This is a genomic window from Bacillus sp. 7884-1, assembly GCF_002272245.1.
Taxonomy (GTDB): Bacteria; Bacillota; Bacilli; order Bacillales; family Cytobacillaceae; genus Neobacillus.
In genome coordinates this window covers 31,190-49,642 of sequence record NZ_NPDD01000035.1, presented here as the reverse complement: position 1 = coordinate 49,642, position 18,453 = coordinate 31,190, and the positions used below count along the sequence as shown (strand labels likewise).

General features: G+C 37.3%; 17 protein-coding genes. 8 read left to right on the top strand and 9 right to left on the bottom strand.

Annotated elements, in window-relative coordinates; genetic code table 11:
• Positions 1-287 precede the first annotated feature (287 nt).
• The gene (locus CHI06_RS05185) at positions 288-695 is read left to right on the top strand and encodes a reverse transcriptase-like protein (RefSeq protein ID WP_095247362.1); all 408 of its coding nucleotides are present in this window, start codon (positions 288-290) and stop codon (positions 693-695) included.
• Positions 696-701: 6 nt separating this feature from the next.
• Positions 702-1,622, top strand: coding sequence for a DMT family transporter (locus tag CHI06_RS05180; protein WP_095247361.1), 921 nt, complete (start codon positions 702-704; stop codon positions 1,620-1,622).
• 33 nt (positions 1,623-1,655) lie between these two features.
• Here CHI06_RS05180 and CHI06_RS05175 read toward each other — a convergent pair whose 3' ends face one another.
• Together CHI06_RS05175 and CHI06_RS05170 are read right to left on the bottom strand one after the other, a co-directional pair.
• Positions 1,656-1,925, bottom strand: a complete 270-nt coding sequence (locus CHI06_RS05175; protein ID WP_095247365.1) for a DUF6123 family protein — start codon at positions 1,923-1,925, stop codon at positions 1,656-1,658.
• A 27-nt stretch (positions 1,926-1,952) separates the two neighbouring features.
• The gene (locus CHI06_RS05170; RefSeq protein ID WP_095247360.1) at positions 1,953-2,459 is read right to left on the bottom strand and encodes a divergent PAP2 family protein; all 507 of its coding nucleotides are present in this window, start codon (positions 2,457-2,459) and stop codon (positions 1,953-1,955) included.
• A gap of 334 nt (positions 2,460-2,793) precedes the next feature.
• Between CHI06_RS05170 and CHI06_RS05165 the strand changes: the two genes are divergently transcribed.
• Positions 2,794-3,600 (top strand): C40 family peptidase, encoded by an 807-nt coding sequence (locus CHI06_RS05165; protein ID WP_095247359.1) that lies wholly within the window; start codon positions 2,794-2,796, stop codon positions 3,598-3,600.
• 141 nt (positions 3,601-3,741) lie between these two features.
• Positions 3,742-3,885, top strand: a complete 144-nt coding sequence (gene sspL / locus CHI06_RS05160) for a small, acid-soluble spore protein L (RefSeq protein ID WP_095247358.1) — start codon at positions 3,742-3,744, stop codon at positions 3,883-3,885.
• Positions 3,886-3,928: 43 nt separating this feature from the next.
• Here sspL and CHI06_RS05155 read toward each other — a convergent pair whose 3' ends face one another.
• The 3 genes from CHI06_RS05155 to CHI06_RS05145 are packed head-to-tail and all read right to left on the bottom strand — an operon-like array spanning position 3,929 to position 9,381.
• Complete coding sequence (locus tag CHI06_RS05155) at positions 3,929-4,822, bottom strand: 5'-3' exonuclease (RefSeq protein ID WP_095247357.1); 894 nt, start codon at positions 4,820-4,822, stop codon at positions 3,929-3,931.
• Between the two features lie 54 nt (positions 4,823-4,876).
• Positions 4,877-5,704, bottom strand: coding sequence for a sulfurtransferase (locus CHI06_RS05150; RefSeq protein ID WP_095247356.1), 828 nt, complete (start codon positions 5,702-5,704; stop codon positions 4,877-4,879).
• A 17-nt stretch (positions 5,705-5,721) separates the two neighbouring features.
• Positions 5,722-9,381 carry a dynamin family protein gene (locus tag CHI06_RS05145; RefSeq protein WP_095247355.1) on the bottom strand — a complete coding sequence of 1,220 codons (3,660 nt, stop codon included), beginning with the start codon at positions 9,379-9,381 and terminating at the stop codon, positions 5,722-5,724.
• A gap of 157 nt (positions 9,382-9,538) precedes the next feature.
• On the opposite strand from CHI06_RS05145, the gene CHI06_RS05140 reads away from it, so the two are divergent.
• Complete coding sequence (locus CHI06_RS05140; protein WP_095247354.1) at positions 9,539-10,450, top strand: nuclease-related domain-containing protein; 912 nt, start codon at positions 9,539-9,541, stop codon at positions 10,448-10,450.
• 589 nt (positions 10,451-11,039) lie between these two features.
• Here the strand turns inward: CHI06_RS05140 and CHI06_RS05135 are convergent.
• Both CHI06_RS05135 and CHI06_RS05130 read right to left on the bottom strand, forming a co-directional pair.
• Positions 11,040-11,609, bottom strand: coding sequence for an isoprenylcysteine carboxyl methyltransferase family protein (locus CHI06_RS05135; protein WP_095247364.1), 570 nt, complete (start codon positions 11,607-11,609; stop codon positions 11,040-11,042).
• A gap of 6 nt (positions 11,610-11,615) precedes the next feature.
• On the bottom strand, positions 11,616-12,704 hold the full coding sequence (locus CHI06_RS05130; protein ID WP_095247353.1) for a type III polyketide synthase: 1,089 nt from the start codon (positions 12,702-12,704) through the stop codon (positions 11,616-11,618).
• Between the two features lie 694 nt (positions 12,705-13,398).
• Between CHI06_RS05130 and CHI06_RS05125 the strand changes: the two genes are divergently transcribed.
• From CHI06_RS05125 to CHI06_RS05115, 3 genes are all read left to right on the top strand, one after another.
• A complete protein-coding gene (locus CHI06_RS05125; RefSeq protein ID WP_095247352.1) occupies positions 13,399-13,548 on the top strand; it encodes a cytochrome c oxidase subunit 2A in 150 nt (49 codons plus the stop codon).
• A 214-nt stretch (positions 13,549-13,762) separates the two neighbouring features.
• Positions 13,763-14,239 (top strand): cytochrome c oxidase subunit II, encoded by a 477-nt coding sequence (locus CHI06_RS05120; RefSeq protein ID WP_095247351.1) that lies wholly within the window; start codon positions 13,763-13,765, stop codon positions 14,237-14,239.
• The gene (locus CHI06_RS05115; protein ID WP_095247350.1) at positions 14,239-15,903 is read left to right on the top strand and encodes a b(o/a)3-type cytochrome-c oxidase subunit 1; all 1,665 of its coding nucleotides are present in this window, start codon (positions 14,239-14,241) and stop codon (positions 15,901-15,903) included. The genes CHI06_RS05120 and CHI06_RS05115 overlap by 1 nt, the downstream gene beginning before the upstream one ends.
• Before the next feature lie 29 nt (positions 15,904-15,932).
• On the opposite strand, the gene CHI06_RS05110 is transcribed toward CHI06_RS05115, so the two are convergent.
• Both CHI06_RS05110 and CHI06_RS05105 read right to left on the bottom strand, forming a co-directional pair.
• Complete coding sequence (locus tag CHI06_RS05110; protein ID WP_095247349.1) at positions 15,933-16,844, bottom strand: DMT family transporter; 912 nt, start codon at positions 16,842-16,844, stop codon at positions 15,933-15,935.
• A 62-nt stretch (positions 16,845-16,906) separates the two neighbouring features.
• Positions 16,907-18,415 carry a carboxypeptidase M32 gene (locus tag CHI06_RS05105; RefSeq protein WP_095247348.1) on the bottom strand — a complete coding sequence of 503 codons (1,509 nt, stop codon included), beginning with the start codon at positions 18,413-18,415 and terminating at the stop codon, positions 16,907-16,909.
• Positions 18,416-18,453 lie beyond the last annotated feature (38 nt).

The following is an 18,453-nucleotide window of genomic DNA, read 5'->3' as shown; positions in this document are numbered from 1 at the left end:
TTTAATCTTAAAAATGAAGCCTTAAGACTTCTATCCGCAGGTACTGCGGGGATCGCCTAATCAATAACTGGTGGATACACTGGTGTTCTTAGGAATCCCCTTCGTCAAACAACCCATTAGGGTGTTAAGGAGGGGTAGTTCAAGTTTGGCACTTTCTTACAATATGTTAAAACATCTAGTCTTAGCATACCCACTTCAACAAAGTAGAAAGAGGAAAAATTTATTTCCTGCGTTTTGTGTTAGATTATGATAAACTTTCAATTATTATGAAAACTGGAGGGTCTGCTATGATTGAAGTCTACATAGACGGTGCCAGTGCTGGCAACCCGGGACCAAGCGGTGCTGGAATCTTTATCAAAGGGAATGGATCAGCAGAAAAATTTTCAATCCCGCTCGGAATGATGTCAAATCACGAGGCTGAGTACCATGCCTTCATTAAAGCATTAGAGCTTTGCTTAGAAAAAGGGTATTCCCACAGTGTTGTATCCTTTCGAACGGATTCAGAATTAGTCAATAAAGCTGTTGAGAAGGAATTTGCAAAAAATAAACTTTATGCTCCTCTTCTAGAAAAGGCATTAAAGTTATCGAAACAATTTGATTTATTTTTTATGAAGTGGATTCCAAGCATCGAAAATAAAGTAGCGGATGAATTGGCCCGCCTAGCAATCCGAAAAAATACATTGGAGGAAGAGTAAAGCAGCATGAAAAAGCCTATTTTTGCTGATATATGCTTACTTTTTGTTACATTTATTTGGGGTACAACTTTTGTCCTTGTTCAAAATGCGATTGGACTGCTCGAACCCTTTTCATTTAATGGAATCCGTTTTCTAGCCGCAGCATTCATGCTATTATTATGGCTTTTTATCTTTGAACGAAAGCAGCTAGTTTTTCTAAACATAAGAATGTTTGCCTCAGGTGTTTTTATTGGTTTTTGGCTTTTCCTTGGGTACGCGGCCCAAACGATTGGCCTATTATACACAACCACTTCTAAAGCAGGCTTTATTACGGGGCTGAGTGTGATCTTTGTTCCACTATTTTCAATGTTTTTATTAAAACAGTTTCCGAGCAGGAATGCAGTAATCGGGGTTTCGATTGCGACCTTCGGTTTATTTCTGCTTACGATGACAGACGTTTCCTCTTTAAATATTGGAGATGGCTTTGTGTTCATTTGTGCCATTAGCTTTGCCCTTCAAATTATTTTCACGGGAAAGTTCTCAAGCAAATACCCAACTTTATTGTTAACAGTCATACAGATTTCCACTGTAGCGATTTTATCCATTATTTCTGCCTTTCTATTTGAAGATTGGAGAAAATCCTTTAACGTAGAAATTTTGCTCTCTAAAAATGTGATCATCGCGTTGATCATTACGAGTATTTTTGCTACCGCTTTAGCATTTTTGATTCAAACAAATTTTCAAAAATATACAACTGCAACAAGGGTAGCTTTAATTTTTGCAATGGAACCGGTGTTTGCGGCCATTGCCGGTTATTATTGGGCCGCTGAACGCTTATCATATAGTGCGCTATTTGGCTGCATATTGATTTTCGCGGGGATGATTTTTGCAGAGCTTCCTGCAAACAAATTTCCATCACTTAAGAAAAACAAGAGCTTTCAGGGTTAAACAAAAATCCTCCCGTTTTGGGAGGATTCTTGTTTATATTGCCACTAGTTCTCTTTCTTTAACGAACTTGAGGGCCGCATTTCTTGTTTGTATTTTGCTCGAAACAAGGGTTTCTAATAATGACACATAAAAGCTGCCATCAAAGCTTTTTTGGGCTTTTAATGTAATCTCTATCGCGGAATTAATCAATTCATCGGAAGCATTTGTATAGTGTTTTCCGAAATAAATAAACCCAATAGCATCCTCTTGAAATTGAAATCCTTTTCCTTCTAGGTAGTGCAAGTACTCATCAGTTGTTCGCACTGGCTTCTCCATCCCTCTCCAAGCAATTTAAAACCATCTACTATCAGATTTTAACTTAAATTTCGACAATTTTCTACTCTTTTTTGTGCATAAATGCCCAATTACTCCGACTAATGCCCCAAGAATCGCACCGCCAATTACTTCTTCAGGCTGATGACCTAACATTTCCTTTAACTTTTTCGGAGATTCTTGTTCAAATTCGACACTTTCTTCTTTATCCACTTTTTCAATTAAATCATGCATGGAATTAACTTTTAAAGTGAGTTCACCTGTTTGGCGCCGTATCCCTTGGGCGTCGTACATGACAATTAATCCATAAACCAGCGATAGCGCAAAATCAAATGTTGGCAGCCCTCGTTGTAAAGCAATGTAGGTGGTTAATGTTGAAACTCCCGCTGAGTGGGAGCTTGGCATCCCACCTGTTTGGAAAAAGAGGTCTGGGCGCCACTCTTTCTTTTTATAATAGTGAATGGGAATCTTTAAGCCCTGTGCTAAACCAATACTGGAAAGAGCTAAATATACACCTTTGTTCATACTTATCACCTCTTATCTTTATTGTTTAGAAAGTTGAGTTTTATTATTCCGAGTGGAAATACTAAAAAAATGGGAGGTGAGAAGGATGAGCAAAAACGGTCATGCTAATCGCGGTGTAAAGGCTCCTGGGGTTAATCCACAAGGATTAATTTTTATAGGGTGCGTATTGTTTTAATTCCCTTTGTTGGTTCGGATGTTGATTGCGAAGCGTCATTAAAACATAAAAGAATATATTGAAAAAGCTAAGGTAAAGTTAAATACAATTTAAAGAGATTTAGTGATATAGAACAACAAATACAAAAACTTTCTGTTCAACATTTATAGGAGTGAAAATGTGAAAAAATATCTAGCTACTTTAATCATAACAACTTTCATTTTGAGTGGTTGTAATTTTGGCAAAAAAGATGAAGTAGAAGAAAGTTATAAATTTCCTACAAAAGAAGAAATGAATGAAATGCAAAATGATTTAGGTGTAAATCCCGAGATAATTGAGAAAGACAAATTGTTAATGGTAGGAGATTCCAATTTAAATACTTCTATTGAGCAAATTCAAAATAAACCCGATAAAAAAGATTTAGTAGGTATGGAAGAACAAGGATTTGATAGTAAATTTATTTTACAAAATGTTCATCATTCTGGGCAATTCCCTTCTCTTCATCCGACTTATATAAATCCAAAAGTTAAAGCAATTAATGGAAGCTATATCAATAATGTGATTGGTAAAGCTTGGGATTATTATGGTACTCCTTATGAATTAGGTTCTGACCGAAACAATCCTTCTACTTTTGATTGTTCCGATTATATAAGATGGGTGCATTTAATCACATTGGGAATGGATTTACCAAAAACTTCTGCTTCTCAATGGGAATATGTGAAAAAGTTTTCTAAGCGCAAATTTTCAACTTTAAGTGAAGCTAAACGTGGAGATTTGCTTTTCTTTATGAAATATAGAGGATATAGAAAAGAAGATTATGCTGGCATTAATGTTAAGGCACAACCAGTAGGACACGTTGGAATTTACTTAGGTGATGGCTTAATGATTCATACCGCTTCACAAAAAACAGGCGGTGTACGTTTTGACAAAATTGCTGGAACACACTTGCAATATCGCTTTATTGGTGGGGGCAAAGTTGTTCAATAGAAAGAAGAATACATTTTAGAGCCAATGCTTGCTAATGCGATATATACACCTTTATTCAAATCCCTCATCTCTTGTCTTATTTTGAAGTTCCATGACTTTAATTATACGAAGAGGTCATACTATTAACGGAGGTGAAGAGAAATGGGAAAAAATAAAAATCATCATACTAATCGTGGGGTTAAAGCCCCGGGAGTTAATCCTCAAGGATATGGTCAAGATGCAGAATTTGCTGAGGAACCGAAAAGTAAATTAGAGAATGCACAGAAGAAAAAAAATACAAAATAATTGCATGGAAAAAGGCTGCCCTATTTTAGGACAGCCTTACATTTTAAGATATAAAGGATGCTTCAAGCGGAAGCAGACGGTGCAAGCCGCGAAGCTCTAATTCATTTAATTTGTCTAAAGCTTTGTCTTTTTCAATTTTAAGACCAGCTTCTTGTAAATCACAGCTTACTGGGACATCACATTTAATTTCCGCAAGCAGGCGTGATAAATGAAGCATTTCTAAATCCTGTTCAATTTTCGTTTTGTGAGACTTAGAAAGACGATCAAGATTAGAAATAATCCCTTCAACATGCTCAAATTCCTTTAGGAGCTTCAGAGCCGTTTTCTCCCCAATCCCCTTAACTCCAGGATAATTGTCGCTAGGGTCCCCCATTAATGCCTTTAAATCAATCATTTGTCGCGGTTTAATACCTTTTTCTTCAAAGAAGGTATCAGGAGTATGAACAAGATAATTTCCATAGCCTTTTTTCAATAAAATAACCGAGATTCTTTCATCTAGAAGCTGAAGGATATCTTGGTCACCTGTTAGGATTGAAACATGTGCATGATCTCTTGCTTGATATGCAATCGTTCCAATACAGTCATCTGCTTCATAGCCCGCTAAACCAATGTTAGGGATATCAAAAGCCGCCACTACATCTTTAACTAAATCAAATTGAGGGATTAATTCGATTGGTGCTTCACCACGATTCCCTTTATAGGCATCGAATAATTCAGAGCGAAATGTTTTACTGCCCATATCCCAGCAAACTGCTACATGGGATGGTTTAAAAGAAGAAACTGCAGTAAATAAATGTTTAATGAATCCGTGAATTCCATTCGTCGGAATTCCCTTTGAATTTATCATAAACTGGCCTGAAACAGCCGTAGCATAAAAAGCACGAAATAATAGCGCCATTCCATCAACAAGCATAAGTGAAGGTTTTTGATTTTCCAATATATTGACCTCCGATCATTTAAAAACAACAGATTTCTATTATAGCATAAAAACCTATTCTATTTTGTTTTCAGGATAGGAAATCCAATCGCTAAAACTTCCCAAGTAAAGTTTTACCTTTTCAAACCCTGCTGCTTTTAATGCCAGATAATTTGGTGCCGCTGTAACGCCTGAACCGCAATAAACAATGATTTCGTTTGAAGGATTAATCCCTGAGAAACGTTGTTTTTGTACTTCTGCAGGCTTATAAAAGCCAGCATCGAGTCCTTCAAACCATGGTTTATTAATTGCCCCAGGAATACGCCCAGCTTTTTTATCTATTGGTTCCTCTAATCCTAAATATCGTCTTTCTTCCCTAGAATCAATAAGGATTTTATTGGAATCTTGTCCATCAGACACTGACCTAACTTCCTCCATACTTGCGAGCAGGTCATGATTAATATTTGGCTTAAATGCAGCCTTATTAAAAGCGGGCACCTCTGATGTAACCGGGTAATCCCCTTCATTCCAGCCTTTAAAGCCTCCATCCAATACAAACACTTTTTCATTTCCAAGGTATTGCAAAAGCCACCAAAATCTTGCAGCAAAAGCACCTTCCCCTTGATCATAGGCAATTACCGTTGTACTTTCATTAATACCAGCTTGTTCAAGTTTTTCGATAAACTCATGTAAATTTGGCAATGGGTGTCGACCCCCATGTTCACCAATTTCGCCCGATAAATCTTTCTCAAGATCAAAATAGCTGGCACCAGGAATATGATTTTGATCATATTCCTGTCTGCCTTTTTTAGGGTCTGCTAACGAAAAAGAGCAATCCACAATACGGACATGAGGATCTTTGAAATTTTTTAGCAGCCATTCTTTGTCGATAATATAATTCATAGAAATCCCCCACTAAGTTAGTACTTAGACTCTTCCAACTTTTGATAAACTTCTTGTAATTTCTCGATGGAGACTCCCCCAACTAATGCAGTAAGAAGGCTCAAATAAAAATCGTCTGCCTGTTCTTCAATTTGGGTTATTAATTCCTCGAATTGGCCAGTCAAAATTCGAGAGTAAAAGGCAGCTAAATTTTCACCTTCAGATTTCAGATAATCATCTGCAGGGCCATTTAAAACAGTATTTAGCTCATCACTCATAAACTTCTTTTCATTTTTTTCAAAAAAGGACTTTGGATTTTTAAAATAAGACAGAGCTTTCGTAAACAGCTGATTATTTAGATGACTAAAAGCTAAAGGAAACTCAATCTCACCATCATTCTTCATCTCAAAAGGTGCAAATGATAAGTCCTTATTAATTTCCTTCATACTACGAGACAGCGCTGTATGATAGTCGGTTAACACTTTTCGTGCAAAAGAGTCCAGTCTGACCGTAGTTGCTCTCAGCTCCTGAGCGAAATCGAACCCTAGGCTTTCTAACATCTCATCCAAAGCAGATTGTAATGCTTTCTTTAAATTTCTTCCGTCGTCTCTTAAAGTCGCAGGATTAAATGCCTCTTTAAAGAAGTCACCAAAGCGAAGGAATACTCTTTGTTTAATATAGTAAAGGAGTTCTTCACTCTCTAGGGACATACGTTTTTGCAGCGCTTCAGGTGTTTGTTTTTCAAGCAATTCTTTAATCATGGCTTTTTGTTTTTCTATTTCAGTGCGTTTTTGGTCTTTTACAGATTGGTCTTCTTTCGAATTTTGAATTAGTTTACCAACCAACTCCTGGACACGATTTAATTCATTTCCAGCAGAGGTGATGGCCATTTCAGTTAAATCATTTGAAATAAAATGATAGAAATCCCCTTCAAAATCCCCCATTCCGGACTTTTCATCTATGTCTGGTTCTACTTTTTCTTTTAACGCTAACAAACTAGATAATGGATAAAGGTGTGGTTTCCGAATTCCATATTTAATTAATTGTTCTGTTACATATTCCTCAACAGTTTCCTTCTCTTCCTCATTTTCAGCTAAGTCAATCGCATTAATAATAAAGAACATTTTATCTAGCTGGAAGGACTCTTTCACGCGGCCAAGCTGGATTAAAAACTCTCGATCCGCTTTTGAAAAGGCATGGTTATAATACGTAACAAACAAGATAGCATCTGAATTTTTAATATAATCAAATGCTACTCCAGTATGGCGGGCATTGATTGAATCCGCCCCTGGGGTATCAACGAGTGTAATCCCTTTGCGAGTCAGTTCACAATCATAGTAAAGCTCAATCCATTCTACAAAGCACGACTTCTCTTCTAGCGCTACGAAATCAGCAAATTCGTTTAGGTCCGTTTCTAAAACAGTTCCGAGCTGCTTTCCATGTAAGAGGAAGCCCTTTTTAAATGCTTGTAAAAATGCATAGTGTGTCTTTTCCGCAACACCTTCCTGCCCTTTTTCAAGCATAACCTTATCAATTTCGCTCGACGCAGCTTCTAAAGTAGGACTTTGCAGGTCAAATAATTTCAATGAACGGTTTACATCCTCAAGCATCGCGTTGGCTTCTTTAAATTTAACGAGCACCGTTCCATGCTGATAGGTTTCGGTTACAGGCTTAATTTTATTAATGGCTGCAGTTGTTGGATTAGGTGATACTGGCAGTACCTTTTCACCCATAAGTGCATTAGCAAAGGAAGATTTACCCGCACTAAAGGCACCAAATAGAGCAACCGTAAATCCTTTGTGCGCTAATCGATCTGCTTTATCCTCTAATTCTTTTGCCAGCTTTTGAAAACCTGGCAGGTTATCGATTAGCTTGGCAGACTGATTTAAACGGGAAACCATACTTTGTAACTGGCTTCTTGCTTTGTCTGTTTCGGTTTCCTTCGTTACATTCGTTTTTACCTTGGTTACCGGCAATTTCTTTTGAAGTGTTTCTGGCTCCGGTATGGAATGGCCATAAACGACTTCAGCTTCTTCCTCCTCTTGCTGGAATAGCAAATACTCATCGGTTTGGTTTTCTGTTGCTTCACTTAGCAGCTTCTCAATTTTTGTCTCTTTTGCCGCTGTTTCTTTTTCAAAATTTTCTTTTTCAGTTAGTGCACCTACGTATTGTTCCATATTCTTGAACTCTTCTTGATACATTTGTGTTACCTTTTTTGTTTTTGCTGCTAATACTGGCATGAGTGCCTGTTTAAAATCTAAAATACCTTCTCTTGCTATTTTTTTGATACCAGTCGCCAAGTCCTCTGTGTAGTGAAGTACATATTCACCAGATAACCTTGCTCCTTGTTTAATTGTTTGTACGATCAATTCAATTGGAACATTGATTGAAAAAGATTGAGCCTTTTTTTGAAGCTCTTGGTCATCTAAACTGTTGTTCTTTAGGATAGCAATCAAATATTCACGTAAATGCCATTCAAGCTGTGATTTCGTTTTCTCTGACAGGTCCTGGTAAAGCCGATCAAGACGAGCATTCTTTTCTTCTAACGTTTTTTGTTTTGAAAAGAGAAAGCCTACCTTAAACTCCGGCTGTGCTGCTTCAAGAAATGCCTCAGCTAATTCTCTTGTTTGAAATGGCATCAAATAGGCATTGTTCAAGATTTTCGCTATCTCTTTATCCAATTCTTTTTCTGTTTCCTCGACCCCTCTTTCAAGGGTCTGAAGGTTTGCACTGATGGATTGATAGGTTTGTGTTAGTTCCTGTTTTTCTTCCTCAGGAAGTTCATTTAACAAATCAAAAACTGGCTGAAGTACTTCTTCCCTTTTATTGCGATCTTGGTCTAGATAGTCTGCCGCAATTTTTTTCAGAGAATGAAAAATGGATTGCTGTAAAAGTTGATCCTTAATCTGCAACTTCTGGGCGATAAAAGCTTTCAATTCATTAAATTCATTCAGTTTATGGTCTTGAAACTTTAAGGAAGTATAAAAGATTCGTGCCGGCTTAACTCCCCATGCACCAAAAGAATTTTGGACACTTTCTTGAAAATGGCGAAACGATAGCTCCTCTTCCTTATGCTTATCTACTTGGTTAATAACGAGATAAACTTCTTTCCCTGCTTCGGTCAATTCCTTTGTGAATAAAAAATTCAACTCTGCTTGGACGTGGTTATAATCCATCACGTACAAAACTATGTCAGCAAGGTGGATTGCAGATTCGGTTGCCACCCTGTGTGCATCATCTGCTGAATCAATTCCTGGTGTATCCATAATAACCGTATTTCCAGGTAACTGGGAGTCTGCATGGCTGATTTCGATTTCCTCAATTTGATCGCCATCCTTGCAGTATTTCTTTACTAATTCATAATCATATGGTGCTAAGTACACCCGTGGCTTCTCATTTTTGAAAAAAACCTTCGCATATTCCTCACCTGATTTTACCTTTACGAGGTTCGCACTGGTGGGAATCGGGCTTGATGGCAGCAAGTTCTCGCCGACCACTTTGTTAATCATCGTTGACTTTCCAGCTGAAAAGTGACCACAAAAAGCAATCATAAACTCACGGTTCTGTAGTTTCTTCGCTAGCTGTTTTGTTTTTTCTGCGTTCTCAGTATCACCTTGTTCAATAAGACATTCATATAAAGCAAGGATCTTATTTTTAAGTGATGAAATGGTTTCTTGCTTATTTGCCGTTTGCACCATGATTTCTTCCCCTTGTTCACAACTTTGTAATATTTTATATTTTATACGATAATTCAAACTTTTCCTATTGTGAAAACTTAATTTGTTAACATAATATTCACGTATTATTTTTTCCGCTCAGGTACTATTGTATTATTACATGGTAAGGATGTGGAATATGGCTTATAAAGAACGTATCGAGTCAGAGGAATTAAAGTTGTTTAGATCCTTAAACATTCGCATGGTTTTACCCAGCAAAGAGAAAAAAATCTATTTGTACCTAGAAAAAGGTTACAAGGGTGAGGTGATGTTTGATCAATTAACTGATGAGAGGCTGGATCCAAAAAAGTTTTTAGTATTAAATGATTTGCGGCTAGAGACAAACTCAACAAATTTCCAAATAGATTCCTTTCTTATTGGCCAAGGCACCCATTTTCCTTGTGAAGTGAAAAATTACGAGGGAGATTATTATTATAAATCCGATCAGTTCTATGTAATGAATGATACAGTGATTCAGAATCCGCTGGATCAAATAGAAAGAAGTGACACCTTACTTCAGCAGGTTTTCCAAAAGATAAATTACTCTATCTCCATAAAATCAAATGTCTTCTTTGTTAACCCAGCATTCACCCTCTATCAAGCACCATTGGACAAGCCTATAATATATCCCAAACAGCTCGCTAAATACTTGGACGAATTCAATGCGAGAGCCTCTATACTAAACGAAGATCACTATAAACTAGCTGACTATTTAGTTATGGAACATAAACTAGGTTCTCCCTACACCCGAGTCCCCCCTTATTATTATGATCAATTAAAAAAAGGAAAAACCTGTATGTCATGCCATTCCTTTTCAGTTAAGGCAGGGGAGACTAAAATTGTGTGCAGCGTATGTGGCTGTGTTGAAAGTGTCGAGGATGGTATACTACGGTCTGTGAAGGAGTTACAGCTTCTCTTTCCAGATATAAAAATTACCACCAATTTGATCTATGAGTGGTGTAAGGTGATTGAATCTAAGAAACAGATTAGGCGGATATTACAGAAACATTATAAGGTTTATTGCAGAGGAAAGTACACTTATTACAAGTAATTCAGATTTCCTCATGTAGGTCATTGTAGAAGTTCTATAGTGACCTTTTTTCATTCTTCAGTGATGATTCGGTCGCTCAAGCAATCTATAGTTACCTTATTCATTTTCCAGAATCCCTTTGGTCATTATTGACCCTCTATAGTTACTATATCCATTTTACAACTTCGCTTCGGTCACTATAAGCCCTCTATAGCTACCCAAATGATTTATCCAGCTTAGCTTCGGTCACTATGAACCCTCCATAATTACCCTATTCATTTTTCCTGCTTCGCCAGGTCACTATAAGCCCTCTATAGTTAACCTATTCACTTTTTCAGCTTGGCTTCGATTACTGAGATACCATTTTCATTTAAAAACAAAAGAAAAAGCCAAGGATTCCTCCATGGCTCAATGTTATATTCTCTTCTCTTAACGTGTTACGTTTTTTAAGACGTGCTTCATGACAAATGCGTATATGATTACCGTTCCACCTACAAATGCAAAAGCCATAAGATACACCTTCCTATCCGCTCAATTGAAGTGAGAATGATTTTCATTCTTCTTTAAAATTAGAATATCACAGATGATAATCATTTTCAACATAGATTAGTTAATTGTCATATTTATTTAACAATTTTGGCAAAAAGCGATTACAGCTTTCAAAGCTTCCTTCATATTCAGTTAGCTCCTGCAGCGCCTTTTCCTCAGCGGGTATGCGGATTGACAGCATAAGCACATTTAATAGCGTAAACAAGCAAGCTGTTACGTATGCATCGAACATCAAGGGTACAACCAAGAGTTCAATGGAGACAACTAAATAATTGGGATGTTTGATAAACCTGTATGGCCCTTTTCTGACGACCTCAACATTTGGTAAAACGATGATTTTTGTATTCCAATAACGTCCAAGCGACGAAATCGCCCACACTCTGATCAGCTGCGCACATACAAATACTCCTGCTAACAATGGCCAAAAAGATGATAACTCACGAGAAAAGGCAACTTTTTCAAAAAGGAAAACAACAAAAAACAAAGAATGCATCAGCACGATAAATTGATAATGCTTCATACCAAATTCTATCGCCCCTCGCTCTTTCATCCACTTTTCATTTCTTCGGGCAATTCCTAACTCAAGTAAACGTTGAATAATTAAAACTGAAATAAATATAAAAAAAAGAATCATCGTTTACCCCCATTTCAGTAATAGTAATTCAGAACTAAATCCCGGGCCAAGCGCCGTGCAGAGTCCATATGTCCCTGCTTCACCACCTAAATCCATATACCTTCTAAGAACATATAGAATCGTTGCCGACGACATGTTTCCATATTGCTTTAAAACATCAAGTGAAATGTCGGTCATCGTATGTGGTATCCCTAATGATTTAATATAGGCATCAATAACCTTTTTTCCGCCAGGATGGGCAATAAAATGGGCAATCTCAGCCAGCTCCAGCTTATTCTGAGTTAAAAATTTACTTACATTAGGTTTTAGCCACTCCTCTATGATACTGGGGATATCTCGGGAGAACACCACGAATAATCCTTGATCCCTTATATCCCAGCCCATTACATCTAATGAGTCAGGCATTAACGTAGATTGAGTATCAATGATGGCTGGTGCAGTCTTTTTAGCACTTAATTCATTAATGTTTACTTCATTTCCACAAATCAATGCACAGGCAACCCCATCAGCAAAAAGTGACGTTCCAATTAGGTTACTTTTTGAATAGTCATTTCGTTGAAAGGTTAAGCTGCAGAGTTCAACTGAAAGCACCACAACCAAGGCGTCCGGAAATGCAGTGCAATATTCAAATGCCCTCGATAATCCAGATGCTCCCCCAGCACAGCCTAGACCCCAAATGGGAATTCTTTTGGTGTGTTCACGGAATGGCAAAAGATTCATAATTCTAGCTTCGATACTCGGAGTTGCCATCCCTGTTGTTGAGATATAGAAAATCGCATCGATTTCATCGCAGTTAATCTTTCTGGTCAAAAATGTCTCATTTTCAAGGCAGTTCACAATCGCCTGCATTCCCAGGGTTACTGCAGATTTAATATAGGCACTGTTTTTTTCCGCAAATGAACGGTCTTCTTTATACCAGTCAATCTCCTTGACGATGTGCCGTTTTTCAATTTGTCCATTTTGAAAAGCTTTAAGAAGTCTTTCGATATCCTTAAAACTATCTGAAAAAAGTTCTCTGGCGAAGTCTACCGCTCGCTCTTGTTTTATTTCAAATTCAGGAACTGCTTCTGCTACTGAAAGAATTGTTGGCATTATGTTTTTCTCCTCCAATGTAGGTAATGGTATTTTTACCAAAAAAAGGAGATGTATGTACAAAAAAAAAGCTTCCCTGCTAGAGGGAAGCCAACGTTTTGAAGGTTGTTGTTGTTGTGCTCCTTGATTATAACTGAGATGCTGCAACTAATCATTACGAAAACTTTTCCAATTTTAGTTTTCAAAAAATAAAAGCGCCTGACTTAGCGCTTTGTAATCTTTACTGTTTTTTCGATTGGGCTTGAACTTCAATTTTTATCTTTTTATCAGCTAAGGACCCACAGACTTTACAATATTCCATTTGATCATAGAGGAGACGGCATGGTTCACAATAATATTTTTCCATCAATAACACGCTCGCTTCTCAAAATTCTGTTGCATCTATTCCATTCTATTTAAAAGTTTCAAAATTGTGACAATCGTTAATAAAACAAGCTTTTTTCATCATGACAGTCATAATCAATTACTTTTATCACAGGTATTAAGTGATAGTTCACAGTTTAGTCACAACTCCCCTACAACTATTGTGATATAAATCACTGTTATATCAGTTTATTACTATTAACATAGTAGTTACCTAAGGAATGAACATTTTGTGAACTGTCAAATTTGTTATTTTTTCTTCACAATTGTTTTGTATTATGAAAGAGAACTTATTATTTAATTAATTTTTTCTGAAGGGAGTGCAAGGGGGATGGCGAAAGCGGAACTGAAAACAAACAAAAAAACAGAAATTGAAGACAGCTCTTCTCTTAAAGGGACAATGGCGTCCGTTTTCTTTTTGGGAATCTTTTTAGTTGTCACATGGGTAAGTGTCTATTTCTTGTTCTTAGATCGTTTTTAATGCATGACTGTTTTCGTAAAGTTGTTGTTAAAATCCTAAGGCCGATTTTAACGTGGAAATAGTTATTTTGCGCTTTAGAATTTAGTTGGTAGCTCTTTTCTTAATAGATTTATCTAATTTCTAATTTCTAATTTCTCGTGAAACTTAGGACAATTGTTCCATAAAGCAAGAATGTTTAAGAAAAGAGCCTTAAAGAGAGAAAGGGGAAAAAACCATGCATATGCATAAGTTTGAAAAAATTTGGCTTATCTTCGGAATCGGCGCTCTTGTTGTTTTCTTATCAGTTGTAGGAGTAAGCGCTTTTTACTTAGGTAACAAGCCGCCAAGCTGCTTAACTACTATAGATCCAGAAAAGATTGATACTCAGGCACCCTTTGATAAACCTGGATTAAACAAAGTTGAAGGAAAAGAATGGGATTATGAATTAGTTTATGTTGCTTCAGCTTTCTCCTATAATCCACTTGAAGTCGAGGTTCCATTAGGAGCGAAAGTAAAAGTAATGGCAACAACGAAGGATGTTATTCATGGATTCCAAGTTGCCGGAACAAATATCAATATGATGCTTGAACCAGGCTACATAAATGAGATTGTTACAACGTTTGATAAAGAAGGCGAATATTTAGTGGTTTGTAACGAGTACTGCGGTACCGGTCACCATTTAATGAGTTCTAAGATAAAGGTGGTTAAATAATGTCTAGCCAAACATCAAAATTAAAAGTTGATCCACGTGATGGAAAGCTTGCGATGGCACACTTTTATGTTGCCTTTATTGCTCTTACACTAGGCGGTTTAATGGGATTACTCCAAACCCTGGTCCGCTCGGGCAAATTTGAGCTTCCATGGGGTATTGATTATTATCAAATTTTAACCGTACATGGTGTCTTAATGGGGCTTGTTTTGACAACGTTCTTTATTATGGGATTTCAATATGCTGCTGTCAGCCGTACAGCAGGAACTCATTCTCCAGCAGCACGCAGGATTGGCTGGTTTGGCTTCTGGGTAATGACGCTAGGAACAATTATGGCTGCTACAATGGTACTACTTAAAGAAGCTTCTGTTCTTTACACTTTCTATGCACCGTTAAAAGCACATTGGATTTTTTACTTAGGTATGACATTTGTTGTTATCGGCAGCTGGCTTGATGGAGCAGCACAAATTATGACTTATGCTAGATGGCGCAGGGAAAACCCTGGTAAACCAAGCCCGCTGTTAAGCTTTATGGCTATTATTAATACAGTAATGTGGATTGTTGCATCACTTGGAGTAGCGGCAACTGTCTTATTCCAGTTACTGCCTTGGTCTCTTGGATTAGTAGATACAGTAGATGTGTTAGTCAGCCGTACCTTGTTCTGGTATTTCGGACATCCGCTCGTGTATTTCTGGTTACTTCCAGCTTATATGTGCTGGTATGCAATCATTCCAAAAATTATTGGCGGAAAGATTTTTTCAGATTCTTTAGCACGTCTATCCTTTATTCTATTTTTGCTATTTTCCATTCCGGTTGGATTCCACCATCAATTAACTGAGCCTGGTATTGACCCAGCTTGGAAGTTTTTACAGGTAATTCTAACCTTTATGGTAATCATTCCATCATTAATGACTGCATTTTCATTGTTTGCAACGTTTGAGCGATTTGGCCGCTCTAAAGGAGCAACTGGACTTTTTGGCTGGTTCAAGGTTTTACCTTGGAAAGATGCTCGTTTTACCGTTCCATTTATTGGGATGGCAAGCTTTATCCCTGCGGGTGCAGGCGGTATTATCAACGCTTCAAACCAAATGAACCAAGTCGTTCATAATACGATTTGGGTAACAGGTCACTTCCATTTAACTGCTGCAACCTCTGTTGTTTTGACGTTCTTTGGAATTACCTTTTGGCTTGTTCCTCATTTAACTGGACGTATATTAACGAAAGCAATGAACAAATTAGCTATTATACAAGGTTGGGTTTGGTTTATCGGAATGGCCTTTATGTCAGGTGCTATGCACTTCCAAGGACTTCTCGGCGGCCCAAGACGCTCTGCCTACTCAACTTATGGAGATTCAGCGCAAGCAATGGAATGGATTCCTTACCAAATTGCACAAGCCGTAGGTGGATCGATTCTATTCATTGGAATCATATTAATGATTATCATCTTTGTTAATCTTGCGTTCTTTGCACCTAAAGGAGAAGAAGAATTCCCTGTAGGTGAAGCTGAAAATCTTGATGAAAAAGCACCAATGCTCTTTGAAAACTGGAAATTATGGCTTGGTATCACAGCAGCCCTAATTCTATTCGCATACACTATACCGTTTATCGATATGATTCAAAATGCCCCACCAGGCTCACCAGGATTTAAAACTTGGGGTTCCTGGTAACAAATACGAAAATAACGAAAAAGGCTTCATTAATACTGAAGCCTTTTTTTGTTGTTTATTTTAAAGAATGTTTTCGGCAAATTTATTAGAATAACTGATAATAGAATAATAGCAGTTCCAATAAATTGCAGAACCCCAAAGTCTTCTTTGTAGAAGAAAACACTTAGTAACGTTGCAGCAACAGGTTCCACAGTCGCGATAATAGATGCTTTGCTGCCTTCCATTTTCTCTAGTCCCTTTGTATAGAATAAGTATGCTAGAACGGTTGGAAATAGGCCTAACCCTATTCCGTAAAGAATGGCTTCACTGCTTAATAGCATACTTCCTTTTTCAAAAAGATCTGTAAAGAGAAGTAAAGTAATGGAAGCAACGAAGAATGTGTAAAAAGTAACAGTGAATGGGCGATACTTTACTAAAGCAAATTTACCAAATATAGTGTACAGAGCGTAACCGAAGCCTGCTCCTAGACCTGTTAATATCCCTGCTAGATTCATTGAAGGTGTTTCCATCAAATTAATTCCAACGATAAATGTACAGCCTATCAAAGTCCCAATCACTGAAATTATTTTCAAAGCATCCATACTTTCCTTTAAAAACAAATAAGAAAGAACAACTACAAAAGTAGGTGCCGTATAAAGTAAAATAACGGCAAATGATAGACTAAGTTGATTTATCGAAGAGAAATAGCACCAATTAAACAATACAATACTAAATATCCCTGTTCCGATAAAGTATTTGCTGTCTCGTAAATGTATCTTCATTTGTCCCGGATACTTTAGCAAACCGATAATTCCTAGTAATAGAACGGCTGTTACCACTCTAATTGTAACAATCTCCATTGGAGTAAAACCTAAGCTTGACAGTTTCCTAACAAAAACTGCTATGATTCCCCACATAATCGCACTGATTGCAATAAGAATAATTGGACCTAATTTCCCCATCCCTCACACACCTTATTAAATAAAGAAGAAGGGCATTAATTTCTCCCTTCCCCTCTTTATCATTATTTTAGTTGGTAGACCTTACCATATTTATCGTACAAATAATCAACTAGATATTGAGCATTCAGACCTTCACCCGTTACATCTTGAAGGATTTCTAATGGTTTCTTCTGTTTACCATATTGGTGAATATTTTTGTTCAGCCATTCTTTGATTGGCAGTAAATCTCCTTCTTCTAACAGTTGATCAAAGTTCGGCAGATTCTCAAGCATTTTATGCTTAAATTGAGCAGCGTACATGTATCCTAGTGCATAAGATGGGAAATATCCAAAGCTGCCTCCTGCCCAGTGAACATCCTGCAATACGCCTTTAGCGTCATTTTCTGGAGTAATCCCTAAATATTCTTGATATAATTTATTCCAAACCCGCGGAAGGTTCTTAACTACTATCTCACCATTAAAAAGACCCTTTTCAATTTCATAACGAATAATAATGTGGAGAGGATAGGTTAATTCATCTGCTTCGATTCTAATTAGCGAAGGCTTCGATTCATTTATTCCCCTGTAGAATTCTTCAATTGAAACGTCGTCAAACTGACCGGTTGCATATGTCTTTAATAGCTCGTAATTATTTTTCCAAAATGAAAAACTGCGTCCGACAATATTTTCATAAAAAAGAGATTGAGATTCATGTATACCCATTGATGTTCCCGTACATAAAGGAGTTCCAATCAATTCTCTTGAAATATTTTGTTCGTATAATGCATGCCCGCCTTCGTGAATAGTACCGAAGACAGCTGTACGGAAATCCTGTTCATCATAGTTTGTTGTTACCCGGACATCACCTGGATTTAACCCAGTAGCGAAGGGATGAACAGTTTCATCAAGTCTGCCTGCATCAAAGTTGTAACCCATTTTCCCAAGTATTTTTAAACTTAATGCACGCTGGTTTTCCTTATTAAAGTGTTTAAAAAGAAACTCAGTCCTCGGCTTATTTGGTGAGTCAGCAATCTGTTTGACCAAAGGAACAATTTTCTCCCTTAAATCGCCAAATACCTGATCAAGGACTTCTACGGTCATACCGGGTTCATATAAATCAAGCAGGACATCGTAGCTATTTCCTGTATAACCCCAATAATTGATGAACCTCTTCGTCGTTTCTACCAGCTTCTCAAGGTAAGGTCTGAACAGATTAAAATCTGACTTTTCTTTTGCCTCCTCCCAGACAGATTCTGCCTTGGACTGTAGAATGACATATTCCTTGTATTCATCCGCAGGAATTTTTTTGTTGCGTTCGTATTCTTTTTTACATTCCTCAAGAATTTTACGTGTGGTTTCGGATAGTTCATTTTTAGATAGTGTTGCTATGTATGCTGCCATATCTTCCGATGTGGACATTTTAAAAACCTCAGATGAAAGCATTCCAATTACTTCAGATCGTTGATCCATACCTTGCTTCGGAGCTCCAGTCCGCAGGTCCCAATAAATCAATCCAAGTGCCTCATTGTATGCGCTCATTTTCTTTACATATTCTAAAAACTTCTTTTCAACTTGCTTTGGCGTCAGGCTCATACTAAATCCCCCTTTTTTATAACCATTTGTATTTTATC

What these genes read in the sequence shown, in the direction of transcription:
- CHI06_RS05170 (WP_095247360.1), bottom strand. Translation starts at nt 2,459, where the DNA reads ATGAACAAAGGTGTATATTTAGCTCTTTCCAGTATTGGTTTAGCACAG.
- CHI06_RS05110 (WP_095247349.1), bottom strand. Translation starts at nt 16,844, where the DNA reads ATGGGGAAATTAGGTCCAATTATTCTTATTGCAATCAGTGCGATTATG.
- CHI06_RS05140 (WP_095247354.1), top strand. Translation starts at nt 9,539, where the DNA reads ATGGCTTATAAAGAACGTATCGAGTCAGAGGAATTAAAGTTGTTTAGA.
- CHI06_RS05145 (WP_095247355.1), bottom strand. Translation starts at nt 9,381, where the DNA reads ATGGTGCAAACGGCAAATAAGCAAGAAACCATTTCATCACTTAAAAAT.
- sspL (WP_095247358.1), top strand. Translation starts at nt 3,742, where the DNA reads ATGGGAAAAAATAAAAATCATCATACTAATCGTGGGGTTAAAGCCCCG.
- CHI06_RS05130 (WP_095247353.1), bottom strand. Translation starts at nt 12,704, where the DNA reads ATGCCAACAATTCTTTCAGTAGCAGAAGCAGTTCCTGAATTTGAAATA.
- CHI06_RS05180 (WP_095247361.1), top strand. Translation starts at nt 702, where the DNA reads ATGAAAAAGCCTATTTTTGCTGATATATGCTTACTTTTTGTTACATTT.
- CHI06_RS05120 (WP_095247351.1), top strand. Translation starts at nt 13,763, where the DNA reads ATGCATATGCATAAGTTTGAAAAAATTTGGCTTATCTTCGGAATCGGC.
- CHI06_RS05125 (WP_095247352.1), top strand. Translation starts at nt 13,399, where the DNA reads ATGGCGAAAGCGGAACTGAAAACAAACAAAAAAACAGAAATTGAAGAC.
- CHI06_RS05185 (WP_095247362.1), top strand. Translation starts at nt 288, where the DNA reads ATGATTGAAGTCTACATAGACGGTGCCAGTGCTGGCAACCCGGGACCA.
- CHI06_RS05150 (WP_095247356.1), bottom strand. Translation starts at nt 5,704, where the DNA reads ATGAATTATATTATCGACAAAGAATGGCTGCTAAAAAATTTCAAAGAT.
- CHI06_RS05115 (WP_095247350.1), top strand. Translation starts at nt 14,239, where the DNA reads ATGTCTAGCCAAACATCAAAATTAAAAGTTGATCCACGTGATGGAAAG.
- CHI06_RS05105 (WP_095247348.1), bottom strand. Translation starts at nt 18,415, where the DNA reads ATGAGCCTGACGCCAAAGCAAGTTGAAAAGAAGTTTTTAGAATATGTA.